The 19,717-nt window shown below is 56.5% G+C and carries 21 protein-coding genes; 1 reads left to right on the top strand and 20 read right to left on the bottom strand.

Translation table 11 applies throughout. The features are described 5' to 3' along the window. Window positions 1-7 precede the first annotated feature (7 nt). From ACGY09_RS16135 to ACGY09_RS16040, 20 genes are all read right to left on the bottom strand, one after another. The gene (locus ACGY09_RS16135; RefSeq protein ID WP_397568538.1) at window positions 8-760 is read right to left on the bottom strand and encodes a hypothetical protein; all 753 of its coding nucleotides are present in this window, start codon (window positions 758-760) and stop codon (window positions 8-10) included. After that, complete coding sequence (locus ACGY09_RS16130) at window positions 748-2,493, bottom strand: glycosyltransferase family 25 protein (protein ID WP_397568537.1); 1,746 nt, start codon at window positions 2,491-2,493, stop codon at window positions 748-750. The genes ACGY09_RS16135 and ACGY09_RS16130 overlap by 13 nt, the downstream gene beginning before the upstream one ends. Window positions 2,494-2,880: 387 nt before the next feature. Then, window positions 2,881-3,186, bottom strand: coding sequence for a hypothetical protein (locus tag ACGY09_RS16125; protein WP_397568536.1), 306 nt, complete (start codon window positions 3,184-3,186; stop codon window positions 2,881-2,883). Next, window positions 3,183-3,428, bottom strand: a complete 246-nt coding sequence (locus ACGY09_RS16120; RefSeq protein WP_397568535.1) for a DUF6171 family protein — start codon at window positions 3,426-3,428, stop codon at window positions 3,183-3,185. The genes ACGY09_RS16125 and ACGY09_RS16120 overlap by 4 nt, the downstream gene beginning before the upstream one ends. Window positions 3,429-4,059: 631 nt before the next feature. Beyond that, window positions 4,060-4,680: a hypothetical protein gene (locus tag ACGY09_RS16115; RefSeq protein WP_373649204.1), complete on the bottom strand. Its 621-nt coding sequence runs from the start codon at window positions 4,678-4,680 to the stop codon at window positions 4,060-4,062. Then, the gene (locus tag ACGY09_RS16110; protein WP_397568534.1) at window positions 4,677-6,479 is read right to left on the bottom strand and encodes a hypothetical protein; all 1,803 of its coding nucleotides are present in this window, start codon (window positions 6,477-6,479) and stop codon (window positions 4,677-4,679) included. Before ACGY09_RS16110 ends, ACGY09_RS16115 begins: the two co-directional genes overlap by 4 nt. Before the next feature lie 11 nt (window positions 6,480-6,490). Further along, the gene (locus tag ACGY09_RS16105; protein ID WP_397568533.1) at window positions 6,491-7,753 is read right to left on the bottom strand and encodes a hypothetical protein; all 1,263 of its coding nucleotides are present in this window, start codon (window positions 7,751-7,753) and stop codon (window positions 6,491-6,493) included. A gap of 6 nt (window positions 7,754-7,759) precedes the next feature. Continuing rightward, a complete protein-coding gene (locus ACGY09_RS16100) occupies window positions 7,760-8,503 on the bottom strand; it encodes a hypothetical protein (RefSeq protein WP_397568532.1) in 744 nt (247 codons plus the stop codon). Window positions 8,504-8,509: 6 nt separating this feature from the next. Beyond that, a complete protein-coding gene (locus ACGY09_RS16095; protein WP_397568531.1) occupies window positions 8,510-9,082 on the bottom strand; it encodes a hypothetical protein in 573 nt (190 codons plus the stop codon). A 713-nt stretch (window positions 9,083-9,795) separates the two neighbouring features. Continuing rightward, window positions 9,796-10,197 (bottom strand): hypothetical protein, encoded by a 402-nt coding sequence (locus ACGY09_RS16090; RefSeq protein ID WP_397568530.1) that lies wholly within the window; start codon window positions 10,195-10,197, stop codon window positions 9,796-9,798. A gap of 8 nt (window positions 10,198-10,205) precedes the next feature. Then, window positions 10,206-10,622: a hypothetical protein gene (locus tag ACGY09_RS16085; protein WP_397568529.1), complete on the bottom strand. Its 417-nt coding sequence runs from the start codon at window positions 10,620-10,622 to the stop codon at window positions 10,206-10,208. A 19-nt stretch (window positions 10,623-10,641) separates the two neighbouring features. After that, on the bottom strand, window positions 10,642-11,508 hold the full coding sequence (locus tag ACGY09_RS16080; protein WP_397568528.1) for a phage tail tube protein: 867 nt from the start codon (window positions 11,506-11,508) through the stop codon (window positions 10,642-10,644). Window positions 11,509-11,655: 147 nt separating this feature from the next. Beyond that, on the bottom strand, window positions 11,656-12,099 hold the full coding sequence (locus ACGY09_RS16075) for a hypothetical protein (RefSeq protein ID WP_373649212.1): 444 nt from the start codon (window positions 12,097-12,099) through the stop codon (window positions 11,656-11,658). Then, the gene (locus ACGY09_RS16070; RefSeq protein ID WP_397568527.1) at window positions 12,099-12,416 is read right to left on the bottom strand and encodes a hypothetical protein; all 318 of its coding nucleotides are present in this window, start codon (window positions 12,414-12,416) and stop codon (window positions 12,099-12,101) included. Before ACGY09_RS16070 ends, ACGY09_RS16075 begins: the two co-directional genes overlap by 1 nt. A 120-nt stretch (window positions 12,417-12,536) precedes the next feature. Next, complete coding sequence (locus ACGY09_RS16065; protein WP_397568526.1) at window positions 12,537-13,196, bottom strand: hypothetical protein; 660 nt, start codon at window positions 13,194-13,196, stop codon at window positions 12,537-12,539. Window positions 13,197-13,333: 137 nt separating this feature from the next. After that, on the bottom strand, window positions 13,334-13,555 hold the full coding sequence (locus ACGY09_RS16060) for a hypothetical protein (RefSeq protein WP_397568525.1): 222 nt from the start codon (window positions 13,553-13,555) through the stop codon (window positions 13,334-13,336). Between the two features lie 6 nt (window positions 13,556-13,561). Further along, window positions 13,562-13,987, bottom strand: a complete 426-nt coding sequence (locus ACGY09_RS16055) for a hypothetical protein (protein WP_397568524.1) — start codon at window positions 13,985-13,987, stop codon at window positions 13,562-13,564. A gap of 85 nt (window positions 13,988-14,072) precedes the next feature. Next, complete coding sequence (locus tag ACGY09_RS16050; RefSeq protein ID WP_397568523.1) at window positions 14,073-14,576, bottom strand: hypothetical protein; 504 nt, start codon at window positions 14,574-14,576, stop codon at window positions 14,073-14,075. A 155-nt stretch (window positions 14,577-14,731) separates the two neighbouring features. Next, the gene (locus ACGY09_RS16045) at window positions 14,732-16,021 is read right to left on the bottom strand and encodes a phage major capsid protein (RefSeq protein WP_397568522.1); all 1,290 of its coding nucleotides are present in this window, start codon (window positions 16,019-16,021) and stop codon (window positions 14,732-14,734) included. Window positions 16,022-16,138: 117 nt separating this feature from the next. Continuing rightward, window positions 16,139-17,254: a hypothetical protein gene (locus tag ACGY09_RS16040; protein ID WP_397568521.1), complete on the bottom strand. Its 1,116-nt coding sequence runs from the start codon at window positions 17,252-17,254 to the stop codon at window positions 16,139-16,141. A 571-nt stretch (window positions 17,255-17,825) separates the two neighbouring features. Between ACGY09_RS16040 and ACGY09_RS16035 the strand changes: the two genes are divergently transcribed. Further along, window positions 17,826-19,664 carry a M3 family oligoendopeptidase gene (locus tag ACGY09_RS16035; protein ID WP_397568520.1) on the top strand — a complete coding sequence of 613 codons (1,839 nt, stop codon included), beginning with the start codon at window positions 17,826-17,828 and terminating at the stop codon, window positions 19,662-19,664. The last annotated feature ends 53 nt before the right edge of the window (window positions 19,665-19,717 follow it).

Genomic DNA, 19,717 nt, shown 5'->3' with positions numbered 1-19,717 from the left:
TTGCTGATCACTGGCTTGCATCTGTGCCCATCGAGCGATCTAAACTCGATGGGCATTTTTGTTTATCCGAAGCCGTATTCGATCTGTAACTCGCTCCATTCAACAATTTTCTAAGCTGCCCACGAACATAGGGCCACTCGTCCCGTTTCCACTGTTGGAATCGGGCCTCATCCAGATGGGAAGGCTGACGCCCTGCCGCGTAGGTTGTGTCCATCGGTGCGGATTCGTCCCATGTGTTGATGTGAGTCGTCAGCACGTCGCGGCAGTACCGACGTAATCCAAATTCCTTGGCGATCAACTGCCACGTGTTGTCGAAAAAACAGTGCCATAACCCCGGCAATGGCCACCAGCCGACAGCTCGCACGAGATCACCGCCGTAGGTCGCGAACGTGTGCAGCCATTCTTCTGGGCGATCCGTCATCTGCCGGTCGTTGCCGTGTGAGATTCCCCAGCGTCCCGCCGCTTCAATCAGTCGCACGTCAAACCCGGGTGTTTCGACGAACTCATCGTCACAGACCAGCGAATAGCAGTCTTCGGTGGGGTAGTCGCGGAACATTTTCGCCATCGCCCCGCACACGCCGAGATTCTGCGGCAGGACTTCGATGTTCCAGTTGTTCGGAAGTTCGATCTGTCTGTACGCGGCCTCGTCAGCAGTCCCGTTGACCACGAGTCTCCCCGGAGTCGAGAGCCCGCAGTTCATCATCGACCGGATCACGCGGCCACACTGCTCGGGACGCCCCATTGAGATCAGGAACCACATGCAGCGGTCCTCGCGTTTCGCCCCTGGGAACGCCAATCCTCAAGCCACATCTTCATCCGTTCCACTTCCCCGGTCTCGTACAGGTGACCACAGTTCTGGCCGAATAGAATCCCGATCTCGTTTCGGTCATAGTGCTGTCCCGGCCAGAGTTCCGCCCCCCAGTAGTCTCTGCGAATCGACGTCGCCTCTGGCTTCTTCAGAATATCCCCAGTGAACCAGTAGAAGCCGCCCGAATAGTACCAGCCGAACCTGTTCCCGCCCGGCCATCGGTTATCGACGCAAAACGGGCCTGCTACCGGAAACTGATCCAGCGTTGCGGAAACGTGCTCAGAATCGTCGAGGCAGATTTCGTAAAGCATCTCTGTCCAGTCCCGGCAGGTCAGCGGGTCGTCGTATTTGACCCCCTTCGCATGACCACGGAACGTGATCGAGCCGTCGCCGACGGGAAGCGTGTTCAGCAGCTTAACGAACGTCTGAGCCTCGCCCATGTTCGGATCGTTCGGAAACTCAATCCAGTTGTCGATCCTCACGCCGTCGAAGGCTCGCTGGACATCGACCAGAGCGTCGGCCTCGGGAGACGTGGCCACGCCGATTGAGCGAACCCCGTCGAATTGCTCGATCCGCTTCAGCAGTTGCTCGACGTTCCATCGCCAGACGCCGTTCCCCTTGCGTGGCCAGATGTGATAGATCAGGTTTCGGCGTGGCGGTGCTGAATCTGCTACGGCCTCGGTCAACTTGAACAGAACTTCGGCCAGTTGCCGTTCTGCTTCCTCAGGATGATCGGCTGTAATGCGATGAAAGCGGGCGAAGTTGAGTGATTCGACGCAAGGCCAGTTCAGCGAGGGGTGGAACAAGCAGATACAGGATTTCCCTTCACGAACCGCTTCGGGCATGACGACCTTGTACCACTGCTCCAGATCCGCATGGATCTTCATCCCGGCCATCGCCGCACAGACTCCCCGGTCTAGCCTCTGCTCATTCTGCCAGTGGCCGCGGTGCCAGCCACGCCGCTCCAATTCCACTGCGACGTCGATTGTGGATTCCAGAAAAATGGCAGGCACGGGACGAACTTCTCTTTTCCCCTCCACGATGGCCAGACGCTCGGGATCGGTAAAGTACGTCGCAGCGTTATTATTGCCACTAATGTTCGATGGACCGCTGTCCTGGCCCACCAGCCACCGGGAAGGACAGTAGACCTTAAGCCTTCCTGACTCGTGCAAGCGCCCCAGATGATGATCGATGTGTTCGTGTGGAGCAAAGGGGATCTGGTGGAGGTGCCTGTAGAGCAGCTCATAACCTCGGCGATGAACGGCAAAGGCGTGGGTCCGGTTCACATTGAAGGGGACGAAGACCGATTCGGTTACTTTGCCGGGTGGGTGAGCCGCTTCGTGCAGCAACTGTCCGCCGAGATAAAGCTGTTGCCAATCGCAGGGAAGTTCAGCCAGCACCCTGGGCAGTCTCTCGTCAAAATCAGGCCGGAAGATCGCGTCATCCTCGAACACAATGTAAGACTCGATGCCCGCGTTATAGCAATGTTCGAGAATCTGAAGGTGACTTCGGTAGCAGCCCCATGCACCGTTTCCTGCTGTCCACCAGTCTGGTGGCGTGACGGAATCCCCATGCAGGGCGTGCCAGACTTCTGCCTTCGGCAGGCAGCTCGGATAGCGTGCCTGGAACGCGTGCAGTCGGTCGGTTTTGAAGGGAAGATTAATCACAAAAGCGCGGTCAAACATGGGCGGTTCCCGAGAAAACGCAATTTCTATATAAGGGGTGACACACCGCGAGGCCCATAACGAGGCACCTTGCAACGGCTGGAGACACGTTGCCGCACGGAGCGATGTTGCGGGCCGCGGATGATCCTGATCGCCTGCGTCTCACATCTCACCCACGAACAGCGTCGAGGTCGACCAGGCCTGGCATTCCTTGATGAAGTCCCTTCCCCGCACATTCCATCCAGACAAGATCGAATGAAGTCCCTCACGGAAGCCGCGGGCTCATCTTCCTGTGAGGAGTGATCGAGCCGGGTCATGACTTCGCCGAGAACGGGACCGGGCCGGGCCTATCGCTAATGGGAGAACTCGTCATGTGCGAGCCGCAGGAGCCCCCCGTCTGGCATCGGATCACTTTTTCAGATCGTTAAGACTCTCGACGAAGAGTCGACAGGCCAGGTCGAGATCGGCCCTAGGAAAATTTTGAGCCGTTCGGTCGAGTTGCAGTTGATCACCATCCACTCGAAAGACCGCAATCAGCCATTTTCCTGCAAGCGTCGCTTCCGTCAGGCTATCGACGACGGGGGACGGCCAGCGACAGGGATCAGGGGAGGCGGCCGGCGGAGCGGCATGTTTTTCTTGTCGAGATTCATGGGTCTTCAGCTTCGACTGACGCACCTGGCGACTTGCGGATTGGCTGGCAGAGGTTTTTCTCATTTCCACTTCCCCAGCGGGCATGATTCGGACGCGAGGGCCAGTTTGTTCAAGAGCTGGTTCTCGGCAATACAGGGGCATCCACACAACTGGCAATGCTGATCCACCAGATGAGGGCAGCGCTGACAGATAGAAAGGCGCTCTTCGATGACCGTGTCTGCGGCACGCGAGAATCCCGTTGCGGCGTGCCGAGCCATTGCATTCGCAAAATTCCAACCGCGAATCCATACAGATGGATAGTGCATTCCATATTCGTGTTGGCGCACCCGAGCAGCGATAACTCTAGATCGAGCGGAGGGAAACTGCTTAACAACCTCAACGAGTTCTGACGCCAGTTCAATCCGGCCGAGTGAACGGCAGCAATCAGCTATATCTAGGGCACGCGACAATGAGTCAACAGTGTCGTTGCAGGGATTGGTACCACGAATTGCTATTGCAGTTTCTAACAGAGTCGAACAGTGGCTCACCAACTCACCTCCACATTGTAGGTTGGACATCCCGGGCCTGCTAAAGTGAGTTCCATTCCATTTGAAGGTGTGAAGGTGGAAGCCACGGAACTGCACCCCGGCGTCGAAGTGGCGACAGAGGCTAAGACCAAACACGAATTGCTTCTACACACAAAAGTTAGCGCTATCGTTCCGAAGAATGAATAACTCATCATCCATGAATCCGACCCAGAGTTATAGAGCAGGGTTCTGGAGGTAAATCCACCTGGAAACAGGGTTCCGGATACAATTTTAAAATTCACCGACGAGGTACCAATCGACGGGCAACCAGGGCAAAGGGCTCCACCTCCACCGTAACTGCTGCTCGACCCACTCGAGGAACCACAACACGGGCAGTTAGGGATAACGACGACATCACCTGGGTTTGGCATCAGCAGCATCCTCGGGCTTGGCCGTACGTGACAGACAACGATCCGCCTGAGCAACTCACACCGGTAACCACCGTGACACAACCGCAAGCACCGCTGCTGCTGCTCGATCCACTGACGTGACTGCTGGATCCGCTCGACGCGCTAGACCCACTGGACTGGCTACTCGCGGAACTGCTCGACGAATAGCAGACCGTCGCGGGTGCTCGCTCGTAGGTTCGTAAGAACAACGACCGCTTCGGGACCCCGCCGTTCTGGCTATGCCCCTGGGCGAAGAATCCCCTGGTCAGACTGTTCCGAGTCAGTACCCAGCTTCCCTCCGACGGCCCCCACTCTTCTCCCGGTGCGGGATCACTGACGGACGGGTCAATGCAGACATAGAGGAAGGGGTCATAAAAACCTAGTCCTCTGGCTCCGACACCAATCGCGGTGTTTCCGGTCACCATGACATTTCCCGGCTTGCCGCAGCCGTACTGATCAACGTGAGTCACCGTAATCGGTTCGCGACCACCGTCCGAACTGGTCGTCTCCACAGCAACGGCGACGACCACCGACCTTGCCGGAATGATCATTCCGGAATCGTTCTGAATCACGACGCTCATGACGGGCGATAGGGCGGTCATGTGTTGATACTTCCTGAAAACGCAGTTCGTCGAGTGATTTCATTTTTGACCGCGTTCAACTTGTCGGAGATTCCCTCTCGGGCAACCTGCTGACGCCGCTGCTCATGGTCGGGCGTGTACCAGCTATGTTCAGTCCCCCTGCTCGCGATGGTTGACGCACCCTGCCTGCTGATCGAGTAAGTGACCTGACAGATCGCTCCATCCAGATCAATGGGATAGAGTCCGATATAGGTGCGATGCTGGCTTGTCACCGTCGCGTACCTCCGAGCGAGGGCCTGAGCGGCAGATCGGCATTGCGTCTGCACCTCGTGGAAATTCGTTCGGTATCCCGTCGGAATACGTCCCTGATAGTCGACGATGACAGCAGGTCGAATGTCGTCCCGCATTACCGTTTGAGTGAATGATTCGTCGGTCCCCTCCCCGACCTGAAGCAGGTACTCGTAACGCTGTGGCTGCCATGTATGGGGGTTCCGAATCTGAAATGCCGACACGAACTGCAAGTCTGCCTCTTGCCATTCCAGCACGAACGGAACCAGCCCAATCACGCCCGTCAGCGGAGGGATCTGCCTCACCATTTTCGGACTGAGTGTCATGATCGAACGATCGGTATCGACGGGATCCAGGCCAAGGGAGAACGACATCCGCTGGTCGGCGATGGTGGTCGCGTCAACTGTCTGACTTTCGATACGCGTTCCATCGGCGTGATTGGCAAGCGGGCCCTCGGTCAGTTCACCAGAGAAGACTCCACAAATGTACGCAGGTTGCTGATGTGAGGTACCGGCAGAATCGGTCCAGGTTTCGACCAGTGAATTTGCGAGCATCATCTGCCGGCGCGTAACGACACTCGACCAGGTCGGTACCGGCATGCCCCATTCCCCGTGGCTATTGACGGCACAGCCGGGCTGATTTTCGAATTCAATCCGATAGCATCGAAACACAGTGTCGCGAGCCAATCCTTGAGGGTTCACAATCGACCCATCGGATAACGGGATCGCTTGCGAGTCGATCTGGCGAAACTCGCGCCAGTCATTCGCACCGAACCCGCCTGATGGCAGGCTGGGGAACGGAGCGTAAGAGAGTTCGCTTAAACGCTTCCAGGCTCGATCGACTTCCTTCCCAACGGCCCCCAGGGGCAACTTCATCTGGTAGCGAATCGGGGCCGTTACGATCTTGATGTAATCGGGAATTTCCTGCGGGTCGATCCCCTCTCCCACATCTTCAGCGGGGTAATCAGGAAGATCATCTCCCTCGCCCGTGACGACAATCTTCCAGCCCCCGACCGAACGGACGGGCACGATGCGGCAGCCGAGTTCGTGGCAGATTCGATCGAGTTCTTGAGCGGGACTGGCGTGGTCCCAATCAACCTCGAGGCGGATCTCGTTGGGCAGTGCCGAGACATCAAAGACCGTTTCCCCCAAGGCGGTAAAGCACATCGCAGCCAGTTCCTGTGGCGTTTTCTCATGCCCAGGCGGAACACGATTGTCGGGGAGCCGAAAATTGTAGCGGCCCGAGATCGAGCGATGAGCCCATTTCCAGCGAGAGTCGAGAAAGCGAACTTCAACAATCCGTCCTCCTCCCCCAACCTCGTACCGCACCGAATCGATATGAAGATCCTTCAGCGTGATCGCCTGGTCATTGTAAGTCAGCACGAGATCGCCATCCCGGGCGGGAAATCCGTATTGAGGAAAGACGGTCATTCTGCCGACCGAAGGCTGAGTCCCGCTGCAGTCGCAGAACTCAAAGCTTTCATAAGCAACAATCCCCGGATAAGAGGCTTCACCATGATTTGAAAGTGGCATTCGAGGCCCCCTCAGGTAAATAGCATCGTTGTGTTCGCACCATGTTCAACATGGACCGAAACCGCCCCGTGTGTATTCAACGACAGGGTCCCCGAATTGATCACCTTCTGATTGTCCCGGATGGTGACGTCCCGGGAAAAGACATTGATGGGATTTGTGACCGTTCTGGGGCGAGGATCCTGATCGACGTCCAGAACGGAGTTGCCATAAAGATTGATCGTTCCAATCGTCCCCGTCGTTGAAAGGACTACGGTCCCCGCGAATGCATTCAGCGTGGTCACCGTCGCGGCATCAGACAGGGTGATGACTCCTCCCATCAATTCCTGACGAACGGTTGAAACCGCTGCACGACAGACGACGTTGCCTCCGTTTTTCGTCAGCGTAGTGACATCGGCTCCCGTCCCGATCACAAGGTTGACATCGGACAACGGCTGCGACGTGTACGCAGTTCGTACGAGTGGCATCGTGGCGGTCTCGCCTTGAAAAAAGGCCAGACCAACGTCGCCACGATTCATGCTCAGTTCACTTGTCGCGTCCCCTCCTGTGATTAACACGACGGGTGTTTCCGGATCGATTCGCTGACCTGTATTACGCACACGAACGGTTGCAGGGTGGGAACCAAAAGCCAGATTGCAGCGTCCCACCTGGCCACTGTTCACCTCGACCGTTCCTCCTGCCAGCGTCAGGCTGGTCGTGCGATATTCGTGATAGGGCGCGCCGGAGTTGTCGCGATTCGTCATGGGCAGCCCGATTTGACCCGCATAGCCCGGATCGACTGCAACGGTGACTCCCTCGAGTGTGGTCCCCAGATTGTACTTGCAGGGGATGCTGCCGCTGTCGAAGACCAGCGTATCGAGATCTTCCGGCGTCGCTCCATCCGACCAGTTGAGAGGGTTAGCGAAGTCATTCGGGCCGGTCGCGGTCACAGTATTGACGATTGCGAACGTCGCATCTCCGGTCGTACCGACAGAGAGGACAGTGGGTCGCCCTGCCAGATCCTGAGTCAGGCGAATCGAAGTCAACGGCCCCGCCCCTGGAAGCCCTGTAGCCGTGAGTTCCTGGAATTCAGCAGGAGGGGGCGACGTCAGCGAATTCCAGGCAGCGACCAGCCCGCGAAGTACGGAATCGACGGTCTCGTCGATTCCTGCAACGTAGGTGATGTCCTTGGAATTGATCGTCGCCGTATAAGTTTGGCTGGCGATGGTCCCTGAAAGGGTGATCGTCCAGACATCCACCGTGGCGGGGGCGTTCCCAATCCAGCGTTTGATTGCCATCGAGAGTTATCCTCGTGAATGAACCTGTCCGTTGAACGGGGCAACAGATCGAAACTTGTAGACCCAGTTGACGGTGTATTCCGTCGGCACCCCGCGCTGCATCGGCGGACTGGACCATGTCACAATGCGAGAATGGGGATCCCCCATCAGGGCACCGGGAAACAGCATCGCTTCCGGCTGAGGCTGCGGAGTTCGTGTCGTCAATGAGCCTGATTGCGTGGCGTAGTAGAATGAATTCGTGGTCACGTTCTGAACGATGGGGAGTCCACTCACAGGAACACGGCCGACCTGCAGCGGTCCTCCCCGGTTATCCGAGAACGTCACCTGTTCTGAATACGCGAGCAGCGTGTCTGGCCCGGAAACGAAGGACTCCATCTGCAATCCGAATGTGTAATGGAGGTACGTGACCGTTTCCGAGCCAGAAAGTTCTCCATGAGAGACCGGGTTCGTCACGATGACTCCGCCAATCGCTTTCGAATTATCCAGCAGGAATGGCGTCTGATTTCCTTCAGGATCCAGGAGACCGGCTGACTGACCGTGGCGCGAATAGGCCTGCCGAATCTCGTCGAGCGCTGCCAGGACGAGACGCTGGGAGTTTGGTCCCTGCCTAACAATTTTCCCGCGCAGCTGCCACGACTCACGCAGAATGTTCTCCCGCTGTGTTTCAGAAAATCGGATCGTCCGCTGGATTCCCGCAAACGCGACCTCTGCATGAGGATGCGAGAATCCTCCGTAATAGAAGACTGTCATAGTTTCCTACTTCACCCAGAAGGTCAGGTTCTTGATCAGGGACTTGAGACGTTCTTCCTGAGCTCTACAAATCGAATCGAGCCGTGTTTCGATCTCATCCACGCCCGAGTTAAGTCCGATGCCAGCGACGTGTCCCCCGACCGCAAGGGGATCCTCAGCGATGGCATTCCTTTCCCTGCTCTGTCCTGGCGAGTTGTCAGACTCAGCAGTGACGTGAGGAATGCCCGAAGTCGTTCCCGTAGCGATCTGCCTCGCCGGGATCGGGCGAACGCCGAATCCCGCAGATGCAGTCGCCTCGGAAGTTGACTCGTCGTGAAGTCGATTCAGCGGCTTCAATGCAAAGGCCATGTCTCCATCGAACTCGGTGATCCGGGACAGTGCGGACGCGAGAGTTCCGTCAGGCTCCAAAACAGTAAACGGGTCTGCAGTTCTCGGGGGAGCCAGATTGGTTTGGGAAGGGCCTCCACCTCCATCGCTTTCGAACGAGCCTGTATTCACCGGCCGGGGGGTTCGCGTGAGGCTGAGTGAGTTGGATTTGCCAATGTCCCCGAATCCCTTCGATACGTCGAAATGACGCAATGTTCTGTTCCGAATAAGAGGCTGCGTCACCGTGTAAACTGGGCCGCGCCCCAGAGTAGTCTCCTCACCTCGATCGCTTAGGAACGAATCGCGTCTTGCGGTAACAACGGAAACGCTTTGCGTCCGGTCTGCCACGACAGGAGCATCTCGGCCAATAGCACCTGGGCTTGTGCGAGAATGTTGACGCGGGAGCACCCGCGAGCCAGCCCCGGCTGCACGGGGTACTGTCTCAGCCCCGTTTACCATTCCGCTGATCGGGGTGGGCTCTAAATTCTCTGTCAATGCGTGTGTTCCAACTGTCGCAGGATGCCCCGGGTCCAGCACGGAAGACTTCTGATGAGCGAACAGAGGACTCTGTCGCACCACAGGAACAAGCAACGGCGCTCGTGGAGAACTCGGTTCCATCGGGGAAGGAAGCGGGCGGCTGTTCACCTGAGATCCTTCGTCGATCAACCAATTTTCCATCGGGGATGCGACTTCCGGGGCGTCGGTGAAATCGAATAAACCGTCAAACGAATGCGACGACTGAGCCACACCAGGCCAGCTCTTCGCGCCGCCAGCATTGAGCGCAGCACCAACGGAGGGGACCAGGCTCCAGGGTCTACGCGACACACGAGCCCATCCCGATTGGGTGGAACGTTGCCGAATGCTCTCTATTCCGGATCGAGCGACACCAACCCCCTCGAGAGCCGATTGAATGATCATCCGTTGAACTACATCACGCATGTTTCCCGCACGGCTTTCAAGAGGGAGTTATGACGTTCGACTTCTCTCAGCTTTTCCACTGTGTCCAATACACCTTGAATCACAGCCGCGTTTCGGCGAACCACGGGATCATCGGGAAAGGAACCCGTAGAAACGCATTCGCAATAGTGCTGATAGCAGAGCTGGTTCTCAGCAGTCAGCGAGTTTGGCAGTTCTGGCGTCCCCTTGGGACAACCTCGCGCCGGATCTCGACACGCGGCGAGAAACGAAGGGCCCAGATGCTTCAGCCGCTCAACAGGCTGACCATCTCGACCTTGTTCCAGTTGCCACGTTGATTCGTTGACTACGTACTTTTCACAGACCTGGCAATTCATCCGGGCAATGCGGGGATATTTCCTCAGCAGAAACACCCCCTGCTTCAGTTTTTTAGCTGGTCATCCTCGCTCGGAGGTGGCACCTGATTTGGCCTCAGGTCGTTCGCCTGAACCCCGCGGATGATGTTGTAAAGCCTGCTGAACAAAAACGGCTGCATCCGTTCGCACGCTTCGGCCGACACACGAACAGGAGACTCCCCCTGGTCTCTGAGAGACCAGGCAATGACTCGATCCGCCACGAATTTACAGGCCAGTTGCTCTGCCCGAACGGCACACAGTGGATCGAAATCCTGGTTCCGAACGGCAATCCGGATCTCGGCATCGATCTTGACGACGTCAAGTCGAGTAGCAGGTCGGTAAGTGAAATCGAGTTCGCCATGCAGCGATTCGGCATCCGCCTCGTGGACGGACGGGGCGATATAGCCGTCTCTGGTATAACCATCGGGCACATACGAACACACAGGCTCTTCCTTTATGAAATCAGACGAGGACGGGAACGGTTTCGAGCGTCGTTCCGACTTTGTAGCAGTGATAATTCAATGGTAGTCTCAACTTGGTTCGCTTGCCGTTGTTCACCACGGATTCAGATTTCGCCACAATCGCACCGAACGAAAATGACATCGAGTGATCGCCGTTCGTGAACGCGATCGACGCGGCCAGGGGAGCTTCTGCGTCAGGACCTCCCGTCGCCAGAACGAGAAGCGGGTCTTCGGTCGCCGTGTACTTCGTCTGCACCCCCAGCGACACCGTGCGGTCGGTCGGCTCGAGGTCGGTGGCGACTTGCCCCTGCATGAATGTCGGTTCAATATGATTGTCGATGGTGAGTTCGAACTTATCGATTGAATACGTTGCTTCACCGATCGTGATCCCGCTTCCCATGTCGTAAAACATATAGGGCCGTGCGGTGATATCGGGAACTCCCGAGAGCGAACCTCCAGCGGACGTCGCACGGGTCTTGCCGACGAAATCGACGGTCAATTGAATCTTCTGCCCCGACGAGCCTGAGAAGGTTCCTTTTGTGAACCGGCCGACGAATGTGTCGGTTTTGGTACCGTTGTCGATGACAATCGTCACGTCCGCCAGTGCGTCCGTCAGGACGGTCTCTGTCGTCGAGTAACTGACGATCAAGGGAAGCAGAATCGCCACTTCCGCTGGCGTGGGCTCGAATTCCACTTGCCCCGAAACATGAATCAGGCCCTGGGCAACCCGTTCCAATACGCGAGAGCGGCTTCCCCGAAGTCCATCATCCTCACTCAACTCGATGACTTGCTTGATCGAGTGAGTCTTGAACTCCATGGGGTGCCCTGCAATCGTCATTCTCGATGCATAGGCCATTTGTTCTGTCATAGTAAAGCAATTCCTTATTCGGCCGTTACAGACGGTCTCGGGAGATAGTTGCAGACGATCCGTTGAGTAGTGTGATGCCGCTGATCAGATCCAGAGAGTCCTCGGATGGAGAGCCTGAACAGGCATCGTGCAGCAGCAGGTTAGGGGTCATGCACGAGGTTCTTGAAAGAACGCACGCACTACCATTCCACTGACAAAAGCGTTCCTGTCGAACCAGGCCTGCGGCTCGACCGTGTTCCCCGGTTCGACTGCCAGCTTGTAATTTTGACCGAGTTGATCGATCGACCGGTTGTTCAGGTTTCGCCGCAGTGTCTGTCGCCATCCCAGCCGTGTTTCCAGATTGTTCACAGAGGGCTTAGCGACAATCGAGACCAGAACTCCGTAGTACGCACCGTCGCGATCATTCAGTTCGTCATCGAGCGTCTCGGGGCCATAAGGAGAGATACTGATGAAAGGGAGTGCGACGGTTCCGTCGTGGTACGTCGCGACTTCTTGAATGAGAGTTCCCCCTGTCAGTCCCTCCAGCGGAAGACCGTCGATGATCTCTTTGATCGCCGTCATGGCATCAAAGTGGTTCGAGATTCCCGGCATCAGTTCAACTCCTTTCGAACAACGCACTCCCAGACAGTCCGCACGGACATGAGTCGTGCAGAGAGAACCCGGTAAGCAGTCCCCGCGACGACGATTCGGTCGCGAGGGCGGATTTCCCGTCCATTACCTGCCGGATTCAGTTCGTGATCGGGCACTTTGATCAGGGTCTCATCACCTTGAAGATTCAGGTTTCCGTAGTTGGAGAGGGTGACATCAAGTGACTTGAACCAGGCCTGAGCGACATTCGTGGTCACGGGCAGTGGGCCATCGGGAAGCAGCGTCACTTCAGCAGCAAACCGTCCGGGAACCAGATTCATCAGCGATCGTGCAATTGATTGGTTTAACAAAGGGACTCTCGTCTTTCTTGACCATACCGTCAGCCTGCTTGAGCAGGCGCAGAGGCGACTTGTCTAGATGAGGCGGCCAGCGTGGGCCGTTCAAACCGGAATCGATCGATAAGTTGCCAGGACCGATTCAATGCTTCCCAGCACCTGACGCGCGTCGTGAGAATCGAAATAGCTGACTCTGGCGTCTTCGTAGCTCATCGACGCCACTGCCCCCCCCATCGCAGCCATTGACGCCTGCTTCAGTACCAGAGCGTTCACGGCCATCGAAATCGCCGGAGGGATATCCAGATAGCCGGCGGTGTACCGGACCTTGATGTTGCCCCCGGCCGCACCGGGCAGCGTGCCGAGCACGCCATTCTGCCGGGACAGCGGCCTCAGCCAGTGAGCACCAATGCGTCTGAGAAAGCCCGCAGATCCATTTCCCTTTGCCCCTGACATCAGCGCGTAGTCGACACCGTTAACGAGATTCAGGGTAGGAGGAAAACTGTTTGGACCTGCACCGAAATTTCCCGACTCATCGACGCAGACCAGCGAGACCGCCGTCACCGGATACTGATTGAGCATCAGGACGGGCGTCCCGTTACCCGAGTAGTACTCGACATACTCTTGAGACTCGAGATCACGATTCAGTAGCTGCTTGACGTATGACGTCACGCCATCGATCAGGATTCGAAGTTGAGCGTCGCGACTGGTGTCTCCTTGCAGGATTCCTCCCTGTGCTTTCACCGATGCCAAAGTCGTTAGTGCCATATGAGACTCAATTCGTGTGAAAAACTTCCCCTCCGTGGAGCAGGAAGAGGTCAATCGAGCGGCCTTGCTGAGAGGCCGAATCCGGCCCCACAGCACTCAGATTGTTCTGCCGCTCGCGGTATTTCGAATCCGCCTTGTCATACGATTTCTGGCGGCATCGCTTCATCGAGATCGTCCTCGCCTTCAAGCGGTTCGCCACATTGGGCGGACGGCAGGACGGCCATCGCAACCGCCTGGGCGGCCGCTTCCCACGCGAGCCGTTTTTCGTGAGTCAAACCCGCCCAGGGAGGGAGTCGCCGGTGACCGGATTCCGTGTGGATTCGGACATATGACTGATATGCGGTGGAACCGAAGCTCATGAGACCTCACTTTCCAGACGTCATCTGTTTCAAGCGGTTTACGACGGTGGGGAACAGAGCGCGGGCCTGATTGACTTCGGGCTTACTCCAGCTGTAGGGCTCGTAGTAGTCCGCCCCCGGGTTCGCATCGAGATCGGCCAGGGCTTCCTGGACCTTCCTCAAGTCACCCCAGACGCGGGACATGAGATTGATCGGATGAGTCCGCTTCAGATTGGGGGCGAACGCGGGATCAAGTGGCGATTCGTCCGCAGACAGGTCTGCCCTGCCGGACTGAATCTCATACGCAGCCTCTAGAAAAACCATCGCATCGCGGAAGCAACTGATGGCCAGTTGTCGGGGACTCCCTCCCCCACTCACTGAGCGGGCCTTGAACAGTTCCAGCGCGACCATCGAGCGATTCAGACTTTCCGTATTCTTTTCTGTGACAGGCATCGCAAATCCTTTGACGAGACATGACTTTCAGACTCAGATCAAAAAGCGGTGGGTGAGCGGGCCACCGCAAGTCAGCAACCAAGTGCTACGAGAGTGCCGAGGTGAGTTCCGCCTGGGGGAATCTCACGCTATAGGCGATGTAGAATGCCGCCCCCAGTTGCGCGTTCGTCCCCGTGTCGGGGACCTGCACCTGCACGAAGCCGAAGCCATTGTTCAAATCGAGATCTGTTGGCGTGACATCGACCGCCATCAATGCCGGTGACGCGGCGCTGACCGGTGAATACGTATTCGCAGCCGACTGGGTCACAAGGGACCACTGCAGCGTCGCCCCGATGGCCCCAATCTTCGTTCGAACCCTGGTAAAGGACAACGGCTTCGCATTGGCACCCGTGTTGGATGTCGCCTGCCTGAGCGTGAACACAGGATCGTCACCCGCAGTCCCTGCAGCCTTATAAAGCACACACAGCAGCCGGCCGATGTTCCGCATCGAGACCCACTGACCGTTGTTCGCAGCAGTTTGCAAATCGACCGGAACAAAAGCGGGGACGATATCAGCAATTTCAAGAAACTCGTGGTTGAAGTCGGACATTGAAGCCTTTCCGTTCAGCGATGAGAAAGTGGAGGAAATCCGCTCATGAGCGAATTTCCGGATTGCCAACCAGAACCTGGCAAGACGTCCGCAGCGCAATTCCTTGCCGGGTTCCGGTCGGAGTCAGAAAGTGGTTGGAAGACTGAGACGAACGATCACCGTGCCGCGATACAGACGAAACTGGATTGCGTGTTCGTCCCCTTGAACGGGGTGATCGGACTGTTCTCCCACGGAGCGGCATTCATCCGCATGGTGAATCGCAGAGCCAACTGATCCGTCAGGAACTCAACGTGCATCGACACGGCTTGAGCGACCCCTCCCTTGCTGATCGACAGCACCTGACCAAGATCCGCCAGCGTGACGTCTCCCTGTGAACCAAGCGTTCCGGCGAACTCGATTGGCTTCAAAGGGCGACCGCCCAGGGACCCGTACGGCGAAGCGGACAACCCGGTCGGGGGCATATAGACAAGCTGTCCCGACGAAGTTCCGGTCGGCAGTGACAACTGCATCAATTGCTGCAGACAGTCCTGATTCAGGTACCAGTTCGCGTTCCCAAAGTTTGGGGCAAAGAAGCGGTTCTGCATCTTGATGATGTTTGCGGCGACGATCGTCGCAGGGGACTGTCCCCCCTCCGCAGCGATCGCGAGCAGACTTGGAGAGTTCAAAATCCCCAGCGGCTTTCCGATCCCATCGCCATTGAACAGCGCGTCGCCGATCATGAAGTTGAATTCTTCCGCCGCCTTGCGAGTCACGAACTGTTCCAACGCCTGAGCGCCGTCAGAGATCAGTTCATCGGTCAGATAGACCACCACAGCCAGCTTCTGAAGCTTCATCTGGACTTCACGCACAGTCGGCTTACTGGCCGTGATCGACTGTCCTTCGCCCGTCCAGTAGCCTCGAAGACCTCCATGACGACTCCCATTGGCACGAGAGGTTTCCGCGTTCGCCAGGAATGTCATGTTGTTGCCACCGACGGTGTAGTTGTCGGTCGACGCGAACAGGTCGTTGGCATACACGTGCTCGAAGATCTTGCTATTGAACTCGGGCATGACGGTAAAACCACCGTCTGAGCCGACCGTCTCGGACATCCCCTGGATCGCCTTAAAGTGCGATCGGCAGCGGTCGTGGAAGGCGGAACCCTGGTGCCCATCAAACCCGCTGCGGACGAAGTCCCCCAGTGACTTGAATTCGCCCCAGGGCTGGTACCCTCGTCGAATCAGACTCTTCATTGCCGTATGCGACTTCATACGGCGGCCTGCGCGCGGCCCGTCCAGATCTTCACGTCCGGTCACGATTGTGACGGACTCATCCGTATCAGACCATTCACCCGTGACACGCCCTTCCAGATCTCTGTGAATACCGCTGTAGTCTGGCTTCTCTGCAAGACTTTTGACAGTCCCTGTCAGCTCCGACACCTGCTTAGTCAACTCTTCAATCGTCGGCATAAATCTGCTCCTCAGATTACTACTCTTCACTATTCTTATCCGCCCGTCGTAATACGACCGGCACTATGCAACTGATCCTCTTCGCCACGTCAGCTAATTACTTCAGTTGGGCGACGGCTATTTGATTCCACCGCAGAGTCGAGTCAGCTCATCAATCGAACTCTGCAACGCCGCGAGCCTGGCGTTATCACCTTCGGTGTGATGAGCCTTCGATTGCGAGACAAGGCGGCTCATCTGCTTTGCGACCCCCGTCAGGGTCCGTCGCTGATGGGGCGTCAGATTTTTTGCTCCAATCAAACCCTTGAGGCGTGTTCCCAGACCAATCACCTGCAAGAACGGAACTCGTCCTGCGGCCAGAAACGCCTTCAAAGATTCGAGGTCCGAACCCTCATCCCTCTCACACTTGAGGGACGGCTGATCCGGGTAACTCGAAGCATGCAACCCTTCGAGTGCTGTGGCCTGCTCCTGGAGATTGACGAGGATGGCACTCAGTCCCTCCTTAACCGCAGGATTCTCCAACGGCAACATCGCGTCTTCGATACTCTGACAGACGCCTGCAATCGAGGCATAGGCCGCAGCGACAACGGACGAGCCGTAGGGCTGTGTCTCGTCCAATTCCTCGATGTCATCCAATTCTGACGACGAATTCTCAACCAGTTCTTCGCTCACTTTTTCCAATTCGAGAGGGACTGTCATGCATTTCTCCGTTGAAAAACCAATACCGAACTTCTTGACGGGGGGTGCCACAGCAATCAGCGACTTGAGAACGGAAGGTGTGATCGGTTGTCCGCCCAACCTGTTTCGATTCAGGGTCTTCGCAACAGCGTCGGGGTTAACGCCAATGGCGCACCAAGACCATTCTTCAAGCTCCCACTCCTCGACCACCAGCACGTCCCTGCCGTCCGGAGCAGCCCGGATGCGCGACCGAAGAGGCGTCTCGCGGACTGATGTTGCTCGGACGATTCCTTCGTCGATGAGTTCAAAAATCTGAGCGGCCTCCAAGGATTTTTGTGAGAACCAGGATGTCGCCTGCACTTGATCGTCGGTGACACTCACCGCCAGCTTTCCTTCTGGAGAAAGCGAAGTCCCGATCGGCTGAGCAATCCCTTCAAGTCCATGAGCCCACAGAACCACAGGATTCTTGGCGTAGTTTTCGAGTCGACATCCCCGCGGAATCAGTTGATCCCCAACACGATCAATCGCGTCAGTCGAAATAACAGCACGAGCAGACATCGCTGTGCGATCAACATAAGGTTGACTCAGACAGTCCAGTACGAGCGATTTGCTTTCGCTACTAATTTTAAAGTGACGTCCAGAAGCCCGCGTCTCTTTGTTACTAATGACATTCTCAATCACATTATCACCGCGAGTTATATTAAATGGTGTTGCTCTCATGAAGACTATTAAACAGATCGCCAGCTTAACTGCATAGACGGATGCAGGCCTTGTTTCCAATCCTTTGGAAGGCACTCAGTCTCCGCCGCTCCGGAACGCAAACGCTCAACTGAAGCACGTCAAACACCGATTCGAACGGCCGCCTTGATCAGAGCGAAAGACCACGGCGGAGCACATCAATCTGCGTCGCCTCAAATTAGCCATCTCGCCTTCGAGATTTCGGCAAATGCTGCGCAGGACAAAGGACTGACAGCTCGGAGCGCTGCTCCTCGCCGCTTAAGCCCTGCTGGGGCTTGGGAGAATCTCCCCTCACCGCTAGGATCATCGCGATGTCAGCCGATCTCTGTGAGAATCTCTTTCTTCCACCGAAACGGCTACGATTTCCACTACCGACAGAAAGAAGTTTCCGATGTCCAATCCGCCATATCCACAGAAATGGGAACTGGCATCACTTGCCCCCGTTCCTTCGACTCAGGAATTCCGCAAGCAGTTCGACGACTTTAAACAGCGACTGAAGGCTCTGGCGGAAGCGACGAATCAGCTACCTCCGGTGGACACCGACTCCCGCAATCTCGCGCGCTGGTCCCAACTGATTACCGAGTACGAGTTCGTCGATGCAACGGCAGTGGATCTGCGCTCACTTGCCGATTGTTATGCCGCAGCCGACGCTGAAAACAAGGCTTATCGTCAGTTGCAAGCCGAGCTTGCAGCCACCACGCCAGACCGTGAGCAGATTGCGACGAACATCGAATTTGCATTCCGGGATGCAACGGAAGCAGAGTTTGCCTCCTTTGTTTCTGCGGCCTCTGAGCTCAAGAAGAACGAATACTTCCTGGTAACACGCCGTAGAAACGCGAAGCTGCGACTCCCCAAATCACAGGAAATCCTCGCAGCAGAACTCGCCGTCGATGGACTGCATGGCTGGGGACGTCTGTATGATCGCATTTCATCATCACTGAAGGTTCAAGTACAGGAGAAAGGCCAGCTTGTCTCTCGTTCACCGGGACAAGTTCAGTTTGATTCGCCGCAAAGAACGATTCGCGAGAACAACTTCTTTGCACTCGATGCGGCGTGGGAAACGATCGCGGACTCTTGCGCAGATGCCATCAATCATATCGCCGGAACTCGCCTGACAACCTACCGTCATATTGGCCTCACCGACCACCTCGAGGCCCCGCTGCGGGTCAACCGTATGACGCGAGAGACACTCGACACAATGTGGTCCACGATCACTTCCAGCAAGCACGTCCTGAAGGGCTATCTCGCCAAGAAGGCCCAACTGCTGGGAATTGATCGCCTCGCCTGGTTCGACCAGTTTGCTCCCTTGCCACAATTGCCCGGAGCTGGAAACGTGGACGACATTCCCTACGACCAGGCATGCGAATGGATCATCGATGCGTTTGAATCCTTTAGTTCTGACCTGGGCGACTTCGCAAAAATGTCGCTCAGCGAAAACTGGGTGGAAGCCGAGAATCGGTCAGGAAAGCAGCAAGGAGGATTCTGCACAGGCTTCCCGACCAGAGGCCAGTCGCGAATCTTCATGACCTATACGAACAGTGCGGACAGCATGAGCACCCTGGCGCACGAGTTGGGCCATGCCTATCACTCGTGGGTTCTGAGAGAGGAACCCGTCTTCCTTCAGGATTACCCCATGAATCTTGCGGAAACGGCATCCACGTTTGCAGAAGCGGTTCTGGGAGAAAAGCGACTGGAGCGTGCGTCCTCTGATTACGAACGCCTGCAAATTCTCGACGGTATGCTGGGTGACGCCGTGGCATTTTTAATGAATATTCATGCCAGATTCCTGTTTGAAGATGAATTCCACAAACAGCGCGCGGGGGGTGAACTGACGGCCGATCAGCTGAACGCAATCATGCTGGCAGCCCAGAAAGCAGCCTACCTCGACGCCCTGTCCGATGATGGCTGGAATCCTCGATTCTGGGTCTCGAAACTGCATTTCTACATCACGTCGATTCCGTTCTATAATTTTCCATATACGTTCGGCTATTTGCTTTCACTCGGCGTCTATGCCATTGGCAAGGAAGCGGGTGGGAACTTCCCTGAGTCGTACCGCCGACTGCTGCTTGCCACTGGCTCACACGATGCGGAAGAGGCGGTCCTGTCCACCATGGGCTTTGACCTGAGAAAACCGGACTTCTGGCAGCGCAGCCTGAAAATCATTGCTGACCGTGTCGAGCAGTTCACGGAGCTCGCGGATCGAATTCTTTCGAAGACGAAGACGGTTTAGCCTATTTCCCGGGTCGGGAAATAGATCGGGACGAGCGGTTAACATTCCAGGGC

The sequence above is a fragment of the Schlesneria sphaerica genome (genome assembly GCF_044336245.1).
Taxonomy (GTDB): domain Bacteria; phylum Planctomycetota; class Planctomycetia; order Planctomycetales; family Planctomycetaceae; genus Schlesneria; species Schlesneria sphaerica.
Note: the sequence above shows the minus strand (reverse complement) of the source record. Positions and strands in the feature narration are given on the sequence as shown.